This is a genomic window from Methylobacterium aquaticum (assembly GCF_016804325.1).
Classification (GTDB): Bacteria; Pseudomonadota; Alphaproteobacteria; order Rhizobiales; family Beijerinckiaceae; genus Methylobacterium; species Methylobacterium aquaticum_C.
This window is the reverse complement of sequence record NZ_CP043627.1, coordinates 5,113,684-5,131,704: the sequence shown is the minus strand read 5'-3', so window position 1 is coordinate 5,131,704 and position 18,021 is coordinate 5,113,684. Positions and strand designations below refer to the sequence as shown.

16 protein-coding genes are annotated in these 18,021 nt (G+C 72.7%); 7 read left to right on the top strand and 9 right to left on the bottom strand.

What is annotated here, in order from left to right; translation table 11 throughout:
• Nucleotides 1–10 precede the first annotated feature (10 nt).
• From F1D61_RS23380 to F1D61_RS23365, 4 genes are all read right to left on the bottom strand, one after another.
• Nucleotides 11–1,231 (bottom strand): ABC transporter substrate-binding protein, encoded by a 1,221-nt coding sequence (locus F1D61_RS23380; protein WP_203154482.1) that lies wholly within the window; start codon nucleotides 1,229–1,231, stop codon nucleotides 11–13.
• A gap of 65 nt (nucleotides 1,232–1,296) precedes the next feature.
• The gene (locus F1D61_RS23375) at nucleotides 1,297–2,532 is read right to left on the bottom strand and encodes a CaiB/BaiF CoA transferase family protein (RefSeq protein WP_203154481.1); all 1,236 of its coding nucleotides are present in this window, start codon (nucleotides 2,530–2,532) and stop codon (nucleotides 1,297–1,299) included.
• Nucleotides 2,529–3,398: an FAS1-like dehydratase domain-containing protein gene (locus tag F1D61_RS23370; RefSeq protein WP_203154480.1), complete on the bottom strand. Its 870-nt coding sequence runs from the start codon at nucleotides 3,396–3,398 to the stop codon at nucleotides 2,529–2,531. Before F1D61_RS23370 ends, F1D61_RS23375 begins: the two co-directional genes overlap by 4 nt.
• The gene (locus F1D61_RS23365) at nucleotides 3,395–4,225 is read right to left on the bottom strand and encodes an IclR family transcriptional regulator (RefSeq protein WP_203154479.1); all 831 of its coding nucleotides are present in this window, start codon (nucleotides 4,223–4,225) and stop codon (nucleotides 3,395–3,397) included. Before F1D61_RS23365 ends, F1D61_RS23370 begins: the two co-directional genes overlap by 4 nt.
• Before the next feature lie 277 nt (nucleotides 4,226–4,502).
• Between F1D61_RS23365 and F1D61_RS23360 the strand changes: the two genes are divergently transcribed.
• The 7 genes from F1D61_RS23360 (at nucleotide 4,503) to F1D61_RS23330 (ending at nucleotide 12,681) form a co-directional block, all read left to right on the top strand.
• On the top strand, nucleotides 4,503–5,732 hold the full coding sequence (locus F1D61_RS23360) for an ABC transporter substrate-binding protein (protein ID WP_246775490.1): 1,230 nt from the start codon (nucleotides 4,503–4,505) through the stop codon (nucleotides 5,730–5,732).
• Nucleotides 5,719–7,815, top strand: a complete 2,097-nt coding sequence (locus F1D61_RS23355; protein ID WP_203154477.1) for an acetate--CoA ligase family protein — start codon at nucleotides 5,719–5,721, stop codon at nucleotides 7,813–7,815. The genes F1D61_RS23360 and F1D61_RS23355 overlap by 14 nt, the downstream gene beginning before the upstream one ends.
• Nucleotides 7,812–9,335 (top strand): acetyl-CoA acetyltransferase, encoded by a 1,524-nt coding sequence (locus F1D61_RS23350; protein ID WP_203154476.1) that lies wholly within the window; start codon nucleotides 7,812–7,814, stop codon nucleotides 9,333–9,335. Before F1D61_RS23355 ends, F1D61_RS23350 begins: the two co-directional genes overlap by 4 nt.
• Entirely contained in the window at nucleotides 9,335–10,114 is a 780-nt protein-coding gene (locus F1D61_RS23345) for an enoyl-CoA hydratase-related protein (protein ID WP_203154475.1), read from the top strand. The genes F1D61_RS23350 and F1D61_RS23345 overlap by 1 nt, the downstream gene beginning before the upstream one ends.
• Nucleotides 10,115–10,199: 85 nt before the next feature.
• A complete protein-coding gene (locus F1D61_RS23340) occupies nucleotides 10,200–11,108 on the top strand; it encodes an SDR family NAD(P)-dependent oxidoreductase (protein ID WP_246775489.1) in 909 nt (302 codons plus the stop codon).
• 2 nt (nucleotides 11,109–11,110) lie between these two features.
• Complete coding sequence (locus F1D61_RS23335) at nucleotides 11,111–12,277, top strand: thiolase domain-containing protein (protein WP_203154473.1); 1,167 nt, start codon at nucleotides 11,111–11,113, stop codon at nucleotides 12,275–12,277.
• 2 nt (nucleotides 12,278–12,279) lie between these two features.
• On the top strand, nucleotides 12,280–12,681 hold the full coding sequence (locus F1D61_RS23330) for a Zn-ribbon domain-containing OB-fold protein (protein WP_203154472.1): 402 nt from the start codon (nucleotides 12,280–12,282) through the stop codon (nucleotides 12,679–12,681).
• Between the two features lie 180 nt (nucleotides 12,682–12,861).
• Here the strand turns inward: F1D61_RS23330 and F1D61_RS23325 are convergent, their stop codons facing one another.
• The 5 genes from F1D61_RS23325 to F1D61_RS23305 all read right to left on the bottom strand — a co-directional run bounded on the left by F1D61_RS23325 (nucleotide 12,862) and on the right by F1D61_RS23305 (nucleotide 17,880).
• Nucleotides 12,862–13,725 (bottom strand): MurR/RpiR family transcriptional regulator, encoded by an 864-nt coding sequence (locus tag F1D61_RS23325; RefSeq protein WP_203154471.1) that lies wholly within the window; start codon nucleotides 13,723–13,725, stop codon nucleotides 12,862–12,864.
• A gap of 188 nt (nucleotides 13,726–13,913) precedes the next feature.
• The gene (locus tag F1D61_RS23320) at nucleotides 13,914–14,354 is read right to left on the bottom strand and encodes an RbsD/FucU family protein (protein WP_203154470.1); all 441 of its coding nucleotides are present in this window, start codon (nucleotides 14,352–14,354) and stop codon (nucleotides 13,914–13,916) included.
• Nucleotides 14,355–14,379: 25 nt separating this feature from the next.
• The gene (locus tag F1D61_RS23315) at nucleotides 14,380–15,411 is read right to left on the bottom strand and encodes an ABC transporter permease (RefSeq protein WP_203154469.1); all 1,032 of its coding nucleotides are present in this window, start codon (nucleotides 15,409–15,411) and stop codon (nucleotides 14,380–14,382) included.
• Entirely contained in the window at nucleotides 15,411–16,406 is a 996-nt protein-coding gene (locus F1D61_RS23310) for an ABC transporter permease (protein WP_203154468.1), read from the bottom strand. The genes F1D61_RS23315 and F1D61_RS23310 overlap by 1 nt, the downstream gene beginning before the upstream one ends.
• The gene (locus F1D61_RS23305; RefSeq protein WP_246775488.1) at nucleotides 16,399–17,880 is read right to left on the bottom strand and encodes a sugar ABC transporter ATP-binding protein; all 1,482 of its coding nucleotides are present in this window, start codon (nucleotides 17,878–17,880) and stop codon (nucleotides 16,399–16,401) included. Before F1D61_RS23305 ends, F1D61_RS23310 begins: the two co-directional genes overlap by 8 nt.
• Nucleotides 17,881–18,021: the final 141 nt, after the last annotated feature.

The following is an 18,021-nucleotide window of genomic DNA, read 5'->3' as shown; positions in this document are numbered from 1 at the left end:
GCGGGGTGGTTCATCGCACCAGCGGGCATCCGCCCTCGCCGAGCGGGCGGAACGCCTCGTTGCCCGGGATGCGGCGCACGAGCTTGTAGAGGTCCCATTCGCCGGTCGATTCCGCCGGGGTCTTGGCCTGGAACAGGTACATGTCGCGAACCACCCGCCCGTCCGGCCGCAGCACGCCGTCATGGGTCATGAAGTCGTTGATCGGCGTGCGACGCATCTGCGCCATCACCGCCTCGGGATCCTTGCTGCCGACCGCCTTCACCGCCTTCAGGTAATGGAGCGTGCCGCTATAGGCGCCGGCCTGGGTCATGCTCGGCATGCGCTTCATGCGCGCGAAGAACCGGCGCGACCACGCCCGGGTCTCCTCGTTCTGGTCCCAGTAGAAGGCCTCCGTCAGCAGCAGGCCCTGCGCCACCTTCAGGCCGAGCGAGTGGACGTCGCTGAGGAAGGCGATGAGCGCCACGAGCTGCATGCTGTCGGTGAGGCCGAATTCCCGCGCCTGCTTGATCGCATTGATGGTGTCGGTGCCGCCATTGGCGAGGCCGAGGATCTTCGCCTTCGAACTCTGCGCCTGGAGCAGGAAGGACGAGAAATCCTGCGTGTTGAGCGGATGGCGGACCGCCCCGAGGACGCGCCCGCCGCTCGCCTTGACCACCGCCGCGGTGTCCCGCTCGAGCGCCTGGCCGAACACGTAGTCGGCCGTGAGGAAGTACCAGTCGGTGCCGCCCTGCTTGACCACGCCGGCGCCGGTGCCCTTGGCCATGGCGTAGGTGTCCCAGGTCCAGTGCGCCGCGTAGGGCGAGCAGAACTTGCCGGTGATGTCGGACGACCCGGCACTGGTGACGAGGGCGAGCTTCTTCTTCTCGTTGGCGAGGTTGATGACCGCGAGCGCCATCGCGGAGGAGGGCAGGTCGGTGATCACGTCGACGCCCGAATCGTACCATTGCCGGGCGATGCTGGCGGCCACGTCGGCCTTGTTCTGCCCGCCCGCCGAGACGACCTCGATCGGCCGGCCGAGCACGCTGCCGCCCGCATCCTCGACCGCCATCCGCACGGCCTCGACGGCGCCGAGGCCGCCGATATCCGCGTAGGTGCCTTCGAGGTCGACGAGGACCCCGATGCGGACCGGCCCCTCGTCGGCGGCCTGCGCCGCCGAGAGGCCGAGACAGGCCGCCACCCACGCCGCGACCAGCCCGGACCATCCCCGGGCCCTCGTTCCCTGCCGTGCCATGTCCGTCTCCTCCCTGGTGCGCAATGGCGGCCCGCAGCGTCTTCGCCGTTGGGCCGGAGCGTCGATCAGCCCGTGTCGGTGCCGGGCTCGAAGGCGGCGCCGGACGCGATCAGCGCGTCGCACTCGGCCTCGCCGAGGCCGAGGTCGCGCAGCACGGTCCGGGTATCGAAGCCGGGCGGCGGGGCCGGGCGTCCGACGGGGGCCGGCGCGCCGTCCTGCAGGATCGTCGGCCGGATGGTGCGGACCCGGCCCTCGGTCGGGTGCTCATCCGTGCCGATGAGCCCGACGGCGGCGAGATGCGGGTCCCGCTCCAGGGTCTCGAGGGTGTGGCAGGGCATCGCCGGGACATCCGCCGCGGCGAAGACCGCGAGCCAGTCCGCGGTGGTCCGGCTCGCCAGCGCCTCCGCGCGGACCCGGAACCACAGGTCGACGTGCCGGAACCGGTCGGCGACGGTGCGCAGCCGCGGATCGTCGATCAGCTCCGGGCGCCCGACCGCCCGCAGGAAGGCGTGCACCTGCGCGTCGGTGTTGGCCGTCAGGCTGATCCAGCCATCCGCCGTGGCGAGGGGCCGGTTGTCGGGATTGAGCACGCGGGCGTCGCCCGCCGGTCCGAGGGGCGGGTCGAAGCTGCGGGGGCCGAGATGCTCCTGCAGCACGAAGGCCGCCATGGTCTCGTGCATCGGCACCTCGAGCGTCGCGCCGAGCCCGGTGCGTTCCCGCGCGACGAGGGCGGCCAGGATCGCCGAGGCGGCGATCTCGCCGGTGACGTGGTCGGCAAGGAGCAGCGGGACGTAGAGCGGGCGGCCGTCGCGGCGCTCCGCCAGCCCGGCGATGCCGGACACGCCCTGCACCACGCTGTCATAGGCCGGGCGGCCCCGATAGGGCCCACCGGGGCCGAAGCCCGTGATCGTGCAGTGAACGAGGCGCGGATAGCGGTCCCGCAGGCTGTCCGCATCGAGGCCGAGGCGGGCCAGCGCCTCCGGGCGCATGTTGGCGACGACGACGTCGCTCGACGCGACCAGCCGCTCCAGCACCGCCCGCGCGGCGGGCGTCTTGAGGTCGAGGCCGAGCGCCTGCTTGCCCCGGTTCAGGTGCAAGTAGGAGCCGGCGTGGCGTCCGCCCGGCGACGGACCGCCGAGTGAGCGCAGCACGTCGCCGGCGGGCGGCTCGACCTTGATCACCTCCGCGCCGAAATCGACCAGCCGCAGGGTGCAGGCCGGACCGACCACCACGCTCGTGAGGTCGACGACCCGGATGCCGGCGAGCGGCCGGGCGGCGGGAGAGGAGGCCGGTGCGCTCATCGGAAGGAGGCCTCGAGGGCGACCCGTCCGGCCTCGTCCTCGGCCCAGACCCGCCATGTGCCCAGCTCTTCGCCCGCCTCCTCCCGCGCCTTCAGGTGCATCGGGCGCCCGCAGGAGAGCGGGTGCAGCAGGCGATAGCCGAAGGCGGCCGGTTCCCGGCCGGCGGCCTCCCGGGCGAGTTCCAGGGCGAGGAGGGCGGTCAGGGGGCCGTTGACCACCAGGGCCGGATAGCCCTCGCGACCGGTCGCGTAGGGTGCGTCGTAGTGGATGCGGTGGGCGTTGTAGGTGACGGCGCAGAACCGGAACAGCAGCGTCTCGTCCGGCGTGAGCGTGCGCGCGATCCGTGCGGGCAGAGTTTGGGGAGTGGCTTGGGGCCGAGCCTGCGCCGGTGCGGGCGCGGCGGCGTCGGATGCGGTGGTGGCCGCCTCGCGCAGCACGTAATCCTCATGCTCGGTCACCACCGTCTCGCCGTCGACGGCGAGGGTGCTGCACACCGTCACCACGGCGATCCGGCCGCTGCGGCCGGTCCTCTCCGCCACGCGCTCGATCGTGGTGTGCCGCCGCACCGTCGCGCCGAGCGGGATGTCGCCCGCGTAGGCGGCGCGTCGTCCGCCCAGCATCACCCGGGGCAGGCCGAGATCCGGCAGCGCGAGGCCCGGCCCGGCATAGCCGTCGGGCCGCAAGTCCGATTGCGGCAGGGCGGCGGGAAACAGGCCGACATGCCAGCCCCGGGGGATCACGGCGCTCCGCGCATAGGTTCGCCAGTCCCGGTCGAGCAGGGCCGCCATCCGGCGCAGCAAGCCCGGCGTGGCGATGTCGTCCGTCCACGCCTCGGGCGGCGCGGGGGCGGTTCCGGTCGCGCTCATCGTTGGCTCCTGCGGCGCGGCGCCTCGGCCGCGGGGGGGCGGGTGGCGCCGAACAGGGCGGGTTGCGCCTCCTGCACCAGCGCCGCGAGGGCGTGGCCGAGGCGGTCGAGCCCCTCTGCGCCGAGCTGGCCCTGGAACAGGTGCGCGGCCACCACGAGGCGCGGGCGCCCGGCGCCGTCGCAGAGCGCGGCGGCGACCGAGGTCACGCCCCGGATCAACCGTCCGATGTCGACGGCGTAGCCGCGCGCCGCGCAGGCCTCGACATCCTCCAGGAAGGTCGCGAACGGGACCGGCACGTGCCAGCGGATCGCCCCGTAGCGCGCCTCGAGGCCGGCGCGCGGCGTGTGGCCGGCCGCCGCCACCGCCCGGCCGATCGCCCCGGCATAGGCCGGGATGCGGGTGGCGAGCCGGAACTCGATGTGGATGCCGTTGGCCGGCACGATGCGCCCGAGGAGCAGCGCCTTGTCGTCCGGCGCGACCTGCCAGACGCTCGCCGTCGCCTCGAACTCCGTCGCGACCTGCTGCAGACCGGGCTGGAGCAGTTCGAGGTCCGAGCGGTTGAGAAGCGGGCGCGCCACTTCGAGGAGACCGAGCCCGAGGCGGTAGGTCTTGGTGTCCGGCGCCACCGTGACGAAGCCCTCGCCCACCAGGGTGCGCAGGATGTTGAGCGTGGTCGAGGGGCTCACCCCCGCGGCACGGGCGATCGCCGTGACCCCGAGCGCCTCGCGGGCACCGGCGACCACCCGCAGGATCGCCACGGCCTGGGTCACCGCCCCGACCTCGCGGCCGACCTCCCTCACCGCCGCTCCCTCGCCGGCCTGGCTCATCTCGGCCCGTCCTCGCATCCCGTCCCGATGTCGCCCCTTGCACTCCGGAGCGTTTACGGTTGAGAATAGCATTCAGCCGACGGAATAAAAGCGGTGTTTCGCAGAGGCCCGGGAAACGGGTTCGAACGCGGAGGGAGGACACACGATGACAGGCATGCGGTGGAGTCGCGTCCTGTGGCGCGCCGGTCGGGCATTCGTCGAGACGCGGGCCGGGTCCCGGCGCCGGTCTCCGGTCCCCCCCGCGCCGGCGCGGCCTGCGTTCGGAGACCGGGAGGGCGTGGGACGAGGATCGCTCGCCGTTCCCCGCCTCGTCCTGGCCTGGACGCTGCCCCTGCTGGCCGCCCTCGGCGGCGCCAAGGTGGCCCGTGCCGACACCGACGTGCTGCGGATCGGCATCATCACCGACATGAGCGGCCAGTACAGCGAGGGCAACGGCGAGGGCTCGGTCGCCGCCGCCCAGATCGCGGTCGAGGATTTCGGCCCGACGGTGCTCGGCAAGCGCATCGAGATCATCTCGGCCGACCACCAGAACAAGCCCGACATCGCCTCGACCATCGTGCGCAACTGGATCGACACGAAGGGCGTCGACGTGGTGGCGGAGGGGGTGAACTCGGCGGTTGCGCTCGCGGTCCAGGCGGTGACCCGCGAGCGCAACAAGATCTTCCTGATCTCGGGCGCCGGCTCGTCCGATCTCACCGGCAAGTCGTGCTCGCCGACCAGCGTGCAGTGGACCTACGACACCTACGCCTCGTCGAATTCCACCGCCAAGGCGCTGGTCGCCCGCGGCGCCAAGTCCTGGTACTTCCTCACCGCCGACTACGCCTTCGGGCACGCGCTGGAGCGCGACGCGGCCCGGGCGGTCGAGGCCGCGGGCGGCAGGATCGTCGGCAAGGTCCGCCACCCGTTCAGCAATCCCGACTTCTCGTCCTTCCTGCTCCAGGCGCAGTCCTCGCCCGCGCAGGTGATCGCGCTCGCCAATGCCGGCAGCGACTTCGCCAACGCGATCAAGCAGGCGCATGAATTCGGCCTGTCCCAGTCCGACAAGATCATGGCGGCGTTGCAGGTGACGCTGACCGATTCGGCCTCGCTGGGCCTCGAGGTGGTGCAGGGCGCACTGTTCACCGACAGCTTCTACTGGGACCGCACGCCGGAGACCCGCGCCTATGCCGAGCGGTTCTACGCCCGCCGCAAGGCGATGCCGACCGCCTACCAGGCCGGCGTGACCTCGGCGCTGACCCATTACCTGAAGGCGGTGCAGGTCGCCGGCACCACCGAGTCCGCCGCCGTGATGGCGAAGATGCGCGACATGCCGGTCAACGACTTCTTCGCGCAAGGCGGCAAGGTCCGGGTCGACGGCCGCATGGTCCACGACATGTACCTGATGCGCTTCAAGAAGCCGTCCCAGTCGACGGGCAAGTGGGACCTCTACGAACTCGTCGCCACGGTCCCGGGCGACGAGGCCTTCCGACCCCTCAACGAAGGCGGATGCCCGTATGTCCGGAACTGAGCCCGCCGACCTGGCTTCCCTGGTCCGGCCCGGCGCGGTCGCGATCATCGGCGCCTCCGCCGACCCGACCCGCATCGGCGGCCGGCCGATCGCCTACATGCTGCGCGCCGGCTTCCAGGGCGCGATCCTGCCGGTGAACCCCAACCGCGCCGAGGTGCAGGGGCTCGCCAGCTACCCCTCCGTCGCGGCCTTGCCGCAGGTGCCCGACGTCGCGGTGGTCGCGGTGCCGGGACCGGCGGCGCTCCGGGCGGTCGAGGAACTGGCCGAGCGCGGCACGCGCTTTGCCGTGATGTTCACGGCGGGCTACGCCGAGGTCGGGGAGGTGGCGGCGCAAGACGCCCTCGTCGCGGCGGCGCGGCGGCACGGGATGCGGCTCTTGGGGCCCAACTGCCTCGGCCTGTTCAACGCGGCCGCCGGCTTCTACCCGATCTTCACCGCCTCGCTCGAGGGCGGCCTGCCGCTGCCGGGGCGCATCGGCATCGCCAGCCAGTCGGGCGCCTACGGCACCCACCTCTTCGCCGCCTGCCGGGCCCGGGGCATCGGCACCGGGATGCTGATCACCACCGGCAACGAGGCCGACCTGTCGGTCGCCGACGCGATCGGCTGGATGACCCGGGACGACGGCCTCGACGTCATCATGGCCTATGTCGAGGGCGTGCAGGACGGGCCGGCCTTCGCGGAGGCGCTTGCCGAGGCCCGGCGGGCGCGAAAGCCCGTCATCCTGATGAAGGTCGGCCGCAGCGCGGTCGGCAGCGCGGCGGCGCAGTCGCACACCGCCTCGATCGCCGGTAACGACGCGATCTTCTCCGCGGTTCTGGCCGAGCACGGCGCGATCCGGGCCCGCTCGACGGAGGAGCTGATCGACATCGCCTATGCGGCGACGCGGCGGATCTACCCGGTGCCGAACACTCTCGGGGTCATCACCATCTCGGGCGGGGCCGGGGTGCTGATCTCGGACGCCGCCGAGGCGGTCGGCCTGCCGATGCCGCCGATGCCGGAGGAGGCGCAGGCGCGCCTCAAGGCGATCCTGCCGATCGCCGCGCCGCGCAACCCCGTCGACTGCACCGCCCAGGCCTTCAACGACCTGTCGCTGATCGGCCGCTTCACCGAATCGATGATCGCCGATGGCGGCTATTCGTCCATTCTGGCGTTCTTCACCCAGATCGGCGGCGCCCCGAGCATGGCCCCGGCGATCCGCGCCCAGCTCAACGCCGTCAAGGCGCGCCATCCGGACCGGCTCTACGCCCTCTCGGTGCTCGCCTCGGAGGAGCGCAACCGCGAATACGAGGCCGACGGCTACCTGCTCTACGAGGACCCGGCGCGCGCCGTGGTCGCCCTCGACGCGATGGGGCGCCTCGGCGCGAGCTTTGCGGCAGCGGAGCCCGCAGCACCCGGGACGATGCCGGCGATCGCGCTGCCCGGGACGACGCCGAGCGAGGCCGAGGCCAAGCGCCTGCTCGCGGCCGCCGGCATCGCGACGGTGCCGGAGGCCGCCTGCAATGACGCCGAGGCGGCGGTCGCGGCAGCCGAGGCCCTCGGCTTCCCGGTGGTGATGAAGATCCTGTCGCCGGACATCCTGCACAAGACCGAGATCGGCGGCGTGCTCCTCGACGTCGCCGACGCCGACTCGGTCCGGCGCGCCTACGCCACGCTCCTCGATCGCGCCGCCCGCCACGCGCCGTCGGCCCGGATCGAGGGCGTGCTGGTGGCGCGCCAGATCAGGGGCGCGGTCGAATGCATCATGGGCATCCACCGCGACCCCGTCTTCGGCCCGGTGGCGATGGTCGGCCTCGGCGGCGTCTTCGTCGAGGTGATGCGCGACGTGGTGTTCCGCCGCTGCCCCTTCGGCGAGGACGTGGCCGAGGCGATGATCCGCTCGATCAAGGCCGCGCCCCTGCTGCTCGGCGCCCGCGGCCGCCCGCCCTGCGACGTGGCGGCCCTGGCCCGGATGCTGGCGCGGCTCTCGGTGCTGGCCGTGCAGGCCGGGCCGGATCTCGCCGCGATCGACCTCAACCCGGTCCTCGCGCTGCCCGACGGCGCCTACGCGGCCGACGCGGTGATCGAGATTGGAGCGGCGACGTGAGCGACCCCGCGCGCATCCCGGTCATCGTCGGTGTCGGCGAGGTCGCGGATCGGCCGGATGCGCCGGGCCGGGGACCGCTCGGTCCCGAGCCCGCCGCCCTGATGGCGGAGGCCCTGCGCCGCGCCGATGCCGATGCGGGCGGCGGCTTCCTCGGCCGCCTCGGCTCCCTCGACGTGGTCAACGCGGTGTCCTGGCCCTACGCCGACCTGCCTGGCCGCGTCGCCGACCTGATCGGCCACCGCCCCGCCCGCCTCGCCTACGGCCCGGTCGGCGGCGAGACGCCCGTGCGCTTCCTGCACGAGGCGGCGCAGCGGATCGCCCGCGGGGAGGCCGAGGTCGCGGCCCTGTGCAGCGGCGAGGCGGAGCACAGCGCCTCTGCGGCGCGCCGCGCCGGCCTCAGGCCCGAGCGGAACGCGCTCCCGCCCTGGACCGCCCCGGACCCGGCCTGGACCAACCCGCGGGTGCGCGACTACCTGCATCCCCAGGCCCTGGGTCACGGCCTGTCGCAGCCGGTCTTCGTCTACCCGCTCTACGAGACCGCCTGCCAGGCGGCCTGGGGCCAGACCCCGCGGGAGGGGCGGGCGGAATCCGCCGCCCTCTGGTCCGCGATGTCCCGGGTCGCGGCCGCCAATCCCAGCGCCTGGCTGCGCCGCCCGGTTCCCCCGGAGGAGATCGCCGAACCCTCGCCCGGCAACCGGCCGATCGCCTGGCCCTACCCGAAGCTGATGGTGGCCAATCCGGTGGTGAACCAGGGCGCGGCCGTGATCGTCGCGAGCCTCGCGCGCGCCCGCGCCGCCGGCCTGCCCGAGCACCGGCTGATCCATGTCGGTCCCGGCGCCGCGGCGAGCGAGCCGCGGGACTGGCTGTCCCGCGACGCCTTCGACCACGCCCCGGCGCAGGATGCGGTGCTCGCCGGAGCGCTCGGCCGGGCCGGCCTCGCGCCGGCGGACCTCGCGGCGATCGAGCTCTACAGCTGCTTTCCGTGCGTGCCCAAGATGGCGCGGCGCAGCCTCGGCCTGCCGCCCGAGGCGGTGCCGACGGTGGCGGGCGGGCTCACCTTCTTCGGCGCACCCCTCAACGGCTACATGGCGCACGCGGCCTGCGCGATGGTCCGGCGCCTGCGCGAGGCGCCCGGGGAGGCCGGGCTGCTCTATGGCCAGGGCGAGTTCGTCACCAAGCATCACGCCCTCGTGCTGGCGAGCCGGCCGCTGCCCTCGTGCAGCGAGCCCGCCTCGGCCCAGGGCGAGGCGGATCGGCGACGCGGGGCCGTCCCGCCGGTCACCGAGGCGCAGGCGGGCCGTGCGGTGATCGAGACCCACACGGTGCTGTTCGACCGCGACGGCGCCCCCCAGAAGGGGGTGGTGGTGCTGCGCCAGGGCGGCGCGCGGCTGCTTGCGCGGGTGCCGGCCGCCGATCGGGCCACGCTCGCGGCGCTCACCGACCTCGACCGCTCCCCCGTCGGCCTTCCCGGAACGGTGAGCCCGGCGCCGGACGGGCTCGCCGAGTGGAGGATCGCCTGATGGACGAGGCGCCCGTCCTGACCGAGCGCGTCGGCGACCACGTCGCAATCGTCACCCTGAACCGGCCGCGGGCCCGCAACGCCGTCGATCCGGCGCTCGCCCGCGGCCTCGCCGCGGCCCTGGCCGAGACGGAGGCCGACGCGGCGATCCGCGCGGTGGTGCTCGCCGGCGCGCCCTGCGGGGTGTTCTGCGCCGGCGCCGACCTCAAGGTCGTGGCGGCGGGCCGCGCGGACGACCTCTGGACGCCGGAGGGCGGCTTTGCCGGCTTCGTCTATGCCCGGCGAGCAAAGCCCTGGATCGCCGCGGTCGACGGGCCGGCGCTCGCGGGCGGCTGCGAGATCGCCCTGGCCTGCGACCTGATCGTGGCCGGCGCGGAGAGCGGCTTTGGCCTGCCGGAGGTGCGGCGCGGGCTGATCGCGGCGGCGGGCGGCCTCTACCGGCTGCCGCGGGCGCTGCCGCGCGCCGTCGCCCTGGAGATGATCCTGACCGGCGCCCCCCTCGACGCGCCGCGCGCCCATGCGCTCGGCCTCGTCAACCGGGTGGTGCCGGCAGGCCTCGCGCGGGAGGAGGCGGTCGCGCTGGCGCTGACGATCGCCGCCAATGCGCCGCTCGCGGTGCGCGAGAGCCTCGCGGTCGCCCGCCTCGCCGCGGACGCGGACGAGGCCGCGCTCAAGGCGGCGAGCGCCGCGGCGCGCGCGCGGATCCAGTCGTCCGAGGATTACCGCGAGGGCCCGCGCGCCTTCGTGGAGAAGCGCCCGCCGCGCTGGACGGGGCGTTAGGCCTTTGATTTTGCCGCATTTTCTACGACGAACCGGTATCCACTTCGTCGGAAAATGCTCCAGGGCAGGGAGGAACCCGATGGGGATGCTGGAGGGAAAGGTCGCGCTCGTCACCGGGGCGGGCGGCGGCATCGGGCGGGAGATCGCGCTGGCCATGGCGCTCGCCGGCGCCCGGGTGGTCGTCAACGACGTCGGCGCGTCCTTGAGCGGTCTCGGCGAGACCTCCGCCACGCCCGGCGAGCAGACCTGCCGGATCATCGAGCAGCGCGGGGGCGCGGCGGTCCTCAGCACCGAGACGGTGGCGGAGTGGGCGGCGGCCCAGCGCATCGTCGCCACGGCGCTCGACGCCTTCGGGCGCATCGACGTCGTGGTGAACAATGCCGGGATCCTGCGCGACCAGATCTTCCACAAGATGTCGCCGGACGAGTGGCTCTCGGTGATCAACGTCCACCTCAACGGCAGCTTCTTCGTCGCGCGGGCGGCGGCCGAGCATTTCCGGCGCCAGGAATCCGGCGCCTACATCCACATGACCTCGACCTCCGGGCTGATCGGCAATACCGGCCAGGCGAACTATGCGGCGGCCAAGCTCGGCGTCGCCGCGCTGTCGAAGTCGATCGCCCTCGACATGGGCCGCTTCGGCGTCCGCTCGAACTGTATCGCTCCCTTCGCCTGGAGCCGGATGACGAGCGCGATCCCCGCCGGGACGGACGAGCAGAAGGCCCGCGTCGCCAAGCTCCAGGCGATGGGACCGGAGAAGAACGCGCCGCTCGCGGTCTTCCTCGCCTCCGAGGCGGCGCGGGACGTCACCGGGCAGATCTTCGCCTCCCGGCACAACGAGCTCTTCGTCTTCAACCACCCGCGCCCGGTGCGCGGCGTGCACCGGGCCGAGGGCTGGACGCCGGAGACGATCGCCGCGCACGCGCTGCCGGCCCTGCGCGGTCACCTCGCGCCCCTCGACCGCAGCCCCGACGTGTTCTCCTGGGACCCGGTCTGACCATGAGCATCAACGGACGCGCCTACATCGCCGGGGCCTACGAGCACCCGACCCGCAAGGCCCCGGACAAGTCCGTGGCCCAGCTCCACGCCGAGGTCGCCGTCGGCGCCCTCGCCGATGCGGGGCTCACCAAGGACGACGTCGACGGCTATTTCTGCGCCGGGGACGCGCCCGGCCTCGGCCCGCTGGCGATGGCCGATTACCTCAACCTCGACCTGCGCCACCTCGACAGCACCGATCTGGGCGGCGCCTCCTACATCGCCCACGTGGCGCATGCCGCCCAGGCGATCGCCCTGGGAAAATGCAACGTCGCCCTGATCACGCTGGCGGGGCGGCCGCGCAGCGCCGGCCATTCCGGCACGGCGGCGCGGCCGGTCATCGCGGACGCCCCCGACAGCCCCTGGGAGGCCCCCTTCGGCCCGACCACGGTCAACCTCTACGCGCTCTGCGCCCGCCGGCACATGCACGAATTCGGCACCACGCCCGAGCAGCTCGCCTGGATCAAGGTCGCGGCCTCGCACCACGCCCGGCACAACCCGCACGCCATGCTGCGCGACGTGGTGAGCGTGGAGGACGTGCTGGCCTCGCCGGTGGTCGCCGATCCGCTCCACCGCCTCGATTGCTGCGTGGTCAGCGACGGCGGCGGCGCCCTGGTGGTGGTGCGGCCCGAGATCGCCCGCAGCCTGAAACGCCCGCCGGTGCGGGTCATGGGCGCGGGAGAATCCGCCAAGGGGCAGCGCGGCGGCGAGGTCGACCTGACCTGGTCGGCGGCGCGCCGCTCCGGCCCGGCCGCCTTCGCCGAGGCGGGGGTGACGCCCGCCGACATCAAGTACGCCTCGATCTACGACAGCTTCACCATCACGGTCTTGATGCAGATCGAGGATCTGGGCTTCTGCGAGAAGGGGCAGGGCGGCCGCTTCGTCGCCGACGGCAACCTCATCGCGGGGAGCGGGCGGCTGCCGTTCAACACCGACGGGGGCGGGCTGTGCAACAACCACCCGGCCAACCGGGGCGGGATGACCAAGGTGATCGAGGCGGTGCGCCAGCTGCGCGGCGAGGCGCATCCGGCCGTGCAGGTCGACAATTGCGACCTCGCCGTCGCGACCGGGATCGGCGGCCTGCTCGGCAGCCGCCACGGCGCCGCGACCCTGGTGCTCGGGAGGGAGTGACGATGAGGATCGACAGCCGCGACGGGCTCTGGCCGGACCCGCCCGAGAGCCCGGAGAGCGCCGCCTTCGTGGCGGCGGCGCGCGAGGGCCGCTTCCTGCTGCGACGCTGCACCGCCTGCGGCAAGGCCCACTGGTATCCGCGTGCCCTCTGCCCCCACTGCCTCGGCGAGACCGCCTGGGAGGAGGCATCCGGGCGCGGCACGGTCTACAGCTACACGGTGCTCGCCCGCGAGGCGCCCGCGCGCACGATCGCGTATGTCGCCCTCGAGGAAGGGCCGATCATGCTCACGAGCCTCGTCTCCTGCGATGCGGAATCCCTGGCGGTCGGCCAGGCCGTGACCCTGGTGTTCGAGCGCTCGCAGAACGGGACGCCCGTCCCGTGCTTCCGGCCCGCGGCGGGGTGACGGGCCAGGCGGCGCAGGCCCGGCCACCGCCCGGATGCGCCAGCCTGCGCGGCGGAGCCGGAGGGCTCGACATGCCCGGGCCGGCGCCGGCATCCAGCCCTCGGTCTGCATCGATGGACCGGCGCCTCGTTCGCGCGGAGTCTCGGTCCGACGGGGATCTTCGTGGCGTGAGGGCGCGGGTCACGCGCGGCGCTTGTCGCGCACGGCCTCCTTGGTGCGCACGAGGGCGGTCTCGGCGGATTTCATGTCGCGCTGCGCGACCAGGACGAAGATCGCGTCGAGGAGATTGAGTTGCGCGATGCGTGCCGCCGCGTTCTCGCCCAGCAGCGGCGAGCCGCGCGCGGTCGAGCACAGGACGACGTCCGCGCTCTCGGCCAGCGGCGAATGCGAGTAGTTGGTGATGGCGATCGTTCGGGCGCCGCGCCGCCGGGCGATCTGGAGCGCCTCGAGGGTCACCAGGGTGGCACCGGTATGCGAGAAGCCGATCGCCACGTCCCGCGTGCCGAGAAGCGAGGCCGACATCGCCATCATGTGGGCGTCGTCGTAGACCGAGGCGCGGATGCCGATGCGCAGGAACTTGTGGGCGACGTCGCGGGCGATCTGGGCCGATCCGCCGACGCCGTAGAGGTCGCGCTGGCGGGCCTCCGCGATGAAATCGGCCGCGCGCTCGAAGGCGGCGACGTCGGCGATGGCGAGCGTCTCCTCGAGGGCCTGGATCGAGGCGCGGAACACCTTGCTGACGATCTCGGCGCCCGAATCGTCGGGCGAGAGCTCGTCGTTCATCTCGGCATCGGAGACGCGGACGTAGTCGGCGACGTTCTGGCGGAAGTCGCGGTAGCCCGAGAAGCCCAGCTTCTTGGCGATCTTGACCACCATCGCCTCCGAGACCCCGGCGGTCTCGGCCACGTCCTTCAGGGCGGTCTCGGTGCTGAAATCGCGCCGGCCGAAGACGCTGTCGACGACCTTGGCCTCCAGGGGGGTCAGGTTGGGCCGCATCATGCGGATCCGCGGTCCGACCGACTTCGGATCCATCACGTCGCTCATCGGGTCCGTCTCCTGCACGATGCGCCACACTAGAGCATTTTCCGACGAAGCGGAGGCCGGTTCGTCGCAGAAAATGTGGCGAAATCAAAGGCCTAGATCACCTCACGATCGCCCCGTGGTCGGGAGGTGATCCAGTCCGCGAGAGCCCGGGTCGGCCGGCACCCGCCCGACCGAGGCCCGCGGACCGCTCAGACCACGCCCTTGCGCAGGATGAAGCAGCCATACGGGCCGGGATCGGCGGTGCGCACCACCGCGAAGGCCTGCCGGGCGGCGGCGTAGAAGTCGAACCGCTCCAGCGCCTCGACCAGGACCGGCCGGCCCTCGGCGCGGTCGATCACCGCCTGCATCCGCTCGTGGGCGGGCATCAGCCGGTCCGGATCGCCCACGACCTCCATCCGCTTCACCGGGGCCGGCACGAAGGTGTCGAGGGGCATCACCGACAGGATCGCCTCCGCGGCCCGGGGGAGGTCGCAGCCGGCCATGTCGATGACGCGGCCGTGGACCGTGTGGCGGGCGATGCTCGCGGCCGGATGGTTCACGTCGCAGATCAGGAGATCGTCGCCGTGCCCCATCGCCATCAGCATGCCGAGCATCTCGGCCGACAAGGCGCGGTCCAGTCCCTTCAGCATCGGTATTCTCTCGAGGGTTGCGGGGTCACGCCCGCGGGGCGGCGGGGCGGGGCACCGGCGCGCGCAGGCCGGCGAGGAGGGGGCGCAGCTGGTCGCGGACCGCCGCGATCAGGCTGACGGACAGGAGGATCCCGCCCCAGACCGCCAGCGTCAGGAACTGGCTTAGGTCCAGGAGGACGCAGGCGGTCGAGATCAGCTGAAGGACGATCAGGGCCAGGACCAGACCGCCGACCCGCCCGAAACCGCCCGTGGGGCTGATGCCGCCCAGCACGCAGGCGAGGATCGTGACGAGGAGATAGCTCTCGCCGTAGGCCGCGTTGGCGGAGTTGAAGCGCGCCATCATGACGAACCCGGCGATCGCCGCGACGAGCGAGGTCAGGACGTAGATGCGCAAGAGCGCCGCCCGCGTGTCGATGCCGGAGAAGCGCACCGCCTGCTGGTTCGAGCCCATCAGCGTCAGCACGACGCCGAACGGGGTGCGGGTGAGCAGGATGCCGAGGGCGAGTGCGACGAGCCCGAACAGCAGGAGCGGCGTCGGGACGCCGAACACCGAGCCGCTGCCGAGGAACAGAATGGCGGGCGGGAAGTCGGAGACGACGCTGCCGCGGGTGAGCCCGATCGCCAGGCCCTTGACCAGCGTCATGGTCCCGAGGGTCGCCAGGATCGGCGAGACGCGCAGGTAGCCGATCAGGGTACCGTTGAGGAGGCCGACCAGGGCGGCGGCCCCGAGCCCGGCGAGGAGCGCCCCCGCCTCGTAGGCCACGAGGAGGGCGCCGCCCGCACCCTCGGGGGCGGCCTTGAGCACCGCCGCCGCGGCGAGGGCGGCCAGGTTCGCGGTCGCGATGATCGACAGGTCGAGGCCGCCGGAGAGGAGCGTCACCATCATGGCGAGCGACAGGAGGCCGAGCTCCGGCAGCTGGTAGGCCATCGAGCGCAGGCCCGCCGGGGCGAAGAGCCGGTCGCCGACGAGCGGCGCGACGGCGAGGCACAGGACGGCGAGGAGCGCGAGGAGCCGCAGGTTGGTGCGGCCGACGGTCCGCAGGAGGATGTCCGGCATCAGGCGAGCCCCGGGGAATCGTGCCAGCGGCGGCGGGCGCGGGCCGCCATGCCAGCGACGGCGGCGACGATGACGAGGCCGGTGAAGAAGTCGGTCCAGTAGGACGACACCCCGAGCAGCGCGAGGCCGTTCTTCATGATGACGACGAGGGCGAGGCCGAGGATCGCGCCGAGGACCGAGCCGTGGCCGCCGTCGAGGCTCGCCCCGCCGAGCACGGCGGCGGCCACGACCTCGAGCTCGCGCCCGACGAGCGCGGTCGGCGACACCGACTGGGTGTACTGGGCCTGCACCAGGGAGGCGAGGCCGGCGACGAGGCCCATATAGCCGTAGACCAGGAGGTTGAGGCGGGTGGTGCCGAAGCCGACGCGCCGGGCCGCCTCCGGATTGCCGCCGAGCGCGAAGACCTGCCGGCCGAAACGGGTCCGGTTGAGCAGGAACCAGGCGCTCGCGAAGGCCAGCACCAGCCCCCAGATCTGCAGGCTGATCGCGTAGACGTTGCCCTTGGCGTCGGTGGTGACGAAGAGGTCGACCCCGTCCCCGAACCAGGCCGGCAGGGTGAAGATGTCCTGGCCCCGGGTCACGGTGAGCAGGATGCCGTAGATCACGCTCTGCGTGGCGATGGTGACGATGATGCTGGCGATGCCGAGCGTGCTCACCAGGATGCCGTTGAGGAGGCCGAGGCCGAGCCCGATGGCCCCTGCGATGGCGACGATCTCGCCCCAGCCGGCCCCGGTCGCGTTGGCGACGGTGAGGGCCGCGTATTGCGCCACCGAGGCGACCGCCGCGAACGAGATGTCGATGCCGCCGGCGATCAGGACGACGAGCAGCCCCGAGACCAGGATGCCGTTGAACGCCGTGGCGTTCATCATCTCCATGACGTTCTGGACGCTCAGGAAGTTCGGCCTGAGCGCGGTCAGCACCACCACCATGCCGAGGACGACGAGCCCGAGCCAGAGTTCCTGCGGCGCGCGCCCGCCGCGCGATGCGTTACGCATGAACCATCCTCCTCAGGTCGGGCTCGGCGACGTGGTGCGCCATGACCTCGCCGGTCAGCCGCCCCTCCCGCATCACCAGGATGCGGTCGCAATGGTAGAGGACCTCCGGGATCTCGTCGGAGATCATGATCACGGCGAGCCCCTGCGCCGCGAGATCCTTCACGAGCGCGTAGATCCCGTCCTTGCCGTGCAGGTCGACGCCGACCGTCGGGCTGTCGAGGATCAGCACGCGGGGCCTGGTGGCGAGCCACTTGGCGATCACCACCCGCTGCTGGTTGCCGCCCGAGAGCGTCCTCACCGGATCGTCCGGGGTGCCGATCTTGATCGCGAGGTCGCGGATCCAGTCGCGGATCAGGCCGGCCTCGCGGCGCCGCCGCAGGAGGCCGAGGCGGTCCTTGAGCGTGTCGAGCACCGTCACCGTGACGTTGGCGCCGATCGACTGCTCGAGGACGAGCGAGAGCGACAGCCGGTCCTCCGGCACGTAGGCGATGCCGCGCGCGATGGCGTCGCGGTTGGAGCGAAACGTCACCGCCTCGCCGTCGATCCGGATGGTGCCGGCATCCGGTGCGTTCATGCCGAAGAGCGAGAGCGCCAGCTCGGTCCGGCCTGCGCCGAGGAGCCCGGTCAGGCCGAGGATCTCGCCGGGATAGAGCTGGAAGCCGACATCCCGGTATTCGCCCGCCTTGCACAGTCCCTCGACGGCCAGCACCGGACGCGCGCGCGCGACCGCCCGGTCCCCGGTCTCGTAGGTGAAGGACCGGCCGGACATCAGCACGGCGAGGCGCTGCTCGGTCATGTCCTTGGCGTCGTAGGTGCCGAGCTTCACGCCGTCGCGGATCACCGTGACCCGCTCGGCGATCTCCAGCACCTCGTCGAAGCGGTGGCTGACGAACAGCACGCTGATGTCCCGGCGCTTCAGCTCCAGGGTCAGGGCCAGGAGCGCGTCGACCTCGTGGCGGGTGAGCGAGGCGGTCGGCTCGTCCATGATCACGAGCTTGGCATCCGCGGCGATCGCCCGGCAGATCGCCACGAGCTGCCGGTTGGCGATCGACAGGTGCGACACGCGCTCGTCGAGATCGAGCGCGACGCCGATGCGCCGCATCGCCGCCTCGGCGACCGCCCGCATCTTTTTCCGCCTCACGAGCCCGGTCAGGCCGCGATGCTGCGCGATGGCGATGTTCTCGGCGACGGTGAGGTTGGGAAACAGCGACAGGTCCTGGTAGATCACCTGGACGCCGAGCGCGCTGCTCTCGACCGGCGTGAGCCGGGCGTGCTCGCGGCTCTCGACCGTGATGCGGGCACCGGGATCGGGATCCTGCACGCCCGAGATGATCTTGATCATCGTGGACTTGCCCGAGCCGTTGCCGCCCACGAGGCAGTGAATCTCGCCGCGCGCCAGGTCGAAATCGAGGTTCGACAGGGCCTGGACCCCGCCGAAGCGCTTCGACACGCCCCGCATTTCCAGGAACATCATCGTGGCTTTCCGCATGGGCTGGGCTGGTCGGGAGAACCCCGTCACAGCAGGGGGCGGGATCGCCTCTCCCGTGTGGGCAGAACTGTCCGCGAACAGGAACAGCGCGGGTTTGTCCCTTCCCCCTCTGTGGGGGAGGGTGCC

Bases quoted from the DNA above. Each gene is read 5' to 3' on its own strand.
- F1D61_RS23380 (WP_203154482.1), bottom strand. From the start codon at position 1,231: ATGGCACGGCAGGGAACGAGGGCCCGGGGATGGTCCGGGCTGGTCGCG.
- F1D61_RS23375 (WP_203154481.1), bottom strand. From the start codon at position 2,532: ATGAGCGCACCGGCCTCCTCTCCCGCCGCCCGGCCGCTCGCCGGCATC.
- F1D61_RS23370 (WP_203154480.1), bottom strand. From the start codon at position 3,398: ATGAGCGCGACCGGAACCGCCCCCGCGCCGCCCGAGGCGTGGACGGAC.
- F1D61_RS23365 (WP_203154479.1), bottom strand. From the start codon at position 4,225: ATGAGCCAGGCCGGCGAGGGAGCGGCGGTGAGGGAGGTCGGCCGCGAG.
- F1D61_RS23355 (WP_203154477.1), top strand. From the start codon at position 5,719: ATGTCCGGAACTGAGCCCGCCGACCTGGCTTCCCTGGTCCGGCCCGGC.
- F1D61_RS23345 (WP_203154475.1), top strand. From the start codon at position 9,335: ATGGACGAGGCGCCCGTCCTGACCGAGCGCGTCGGCGACCACGTCGCA.
- F1D61_RS23340 (WP_246775489.1), top strand. From the start codon at position 10,200: ATGCTGGAGGGAAAGGTCGCGCTCGTCACCGGGGCGGGCGGCGGCATC.
- F1D61_RS23335 (WP_203154473.1), top strand. From the start codon at position 11,111: ATGAGCATCAACGGACGCGCCTACATCGCCGGGGCCTACGAGCACCCG.
- F1D61_RS23330 (WP_203154472.1), top strand. From the start codon at position 12,280: ATGAGGATCGACAGCCGCGACGGGCTCTGGCCGGACCCGCCCGAGAGC.
- F1D61_RS23325 (WP_203154471.1), bottom strand. From the start codon at position 13,725: ATGAGCGACGTGATGGATCCGAAGTCGGTCGGACCGCGGATCCGCATG.
- F1D61_RS23320 (WP_203154470.1), bottom strand. From the start codon at position 14,354: ATGCTGAAGGGACTGGACCGCGCCTTGTCGGCCGAGATGCTCGGCATG.
- F1D61_RS23315 (WP_203154469.1), bottom strand. From the start codon at position 15,411: ATGCCGGACATCCTCCTGCGGACCGTCGGCCGCACCAACCTGCGGCTC.
- F1D61_RS23310 (WP_203154468.1), bottom strand. From the start codon at position 16,406: ATGCGTAACGCATCGCGCGGCGGGCGCGCGCCGCAGGAACTCTGGCTC.
- F1D61_RS23305 (WP_246775488.1), bottom strand. From the start codon at position 17,880: ATGATGTTCCTGGAAATGCGGGGCGTGTCGAAGCGCTTCGGCGGGGTC.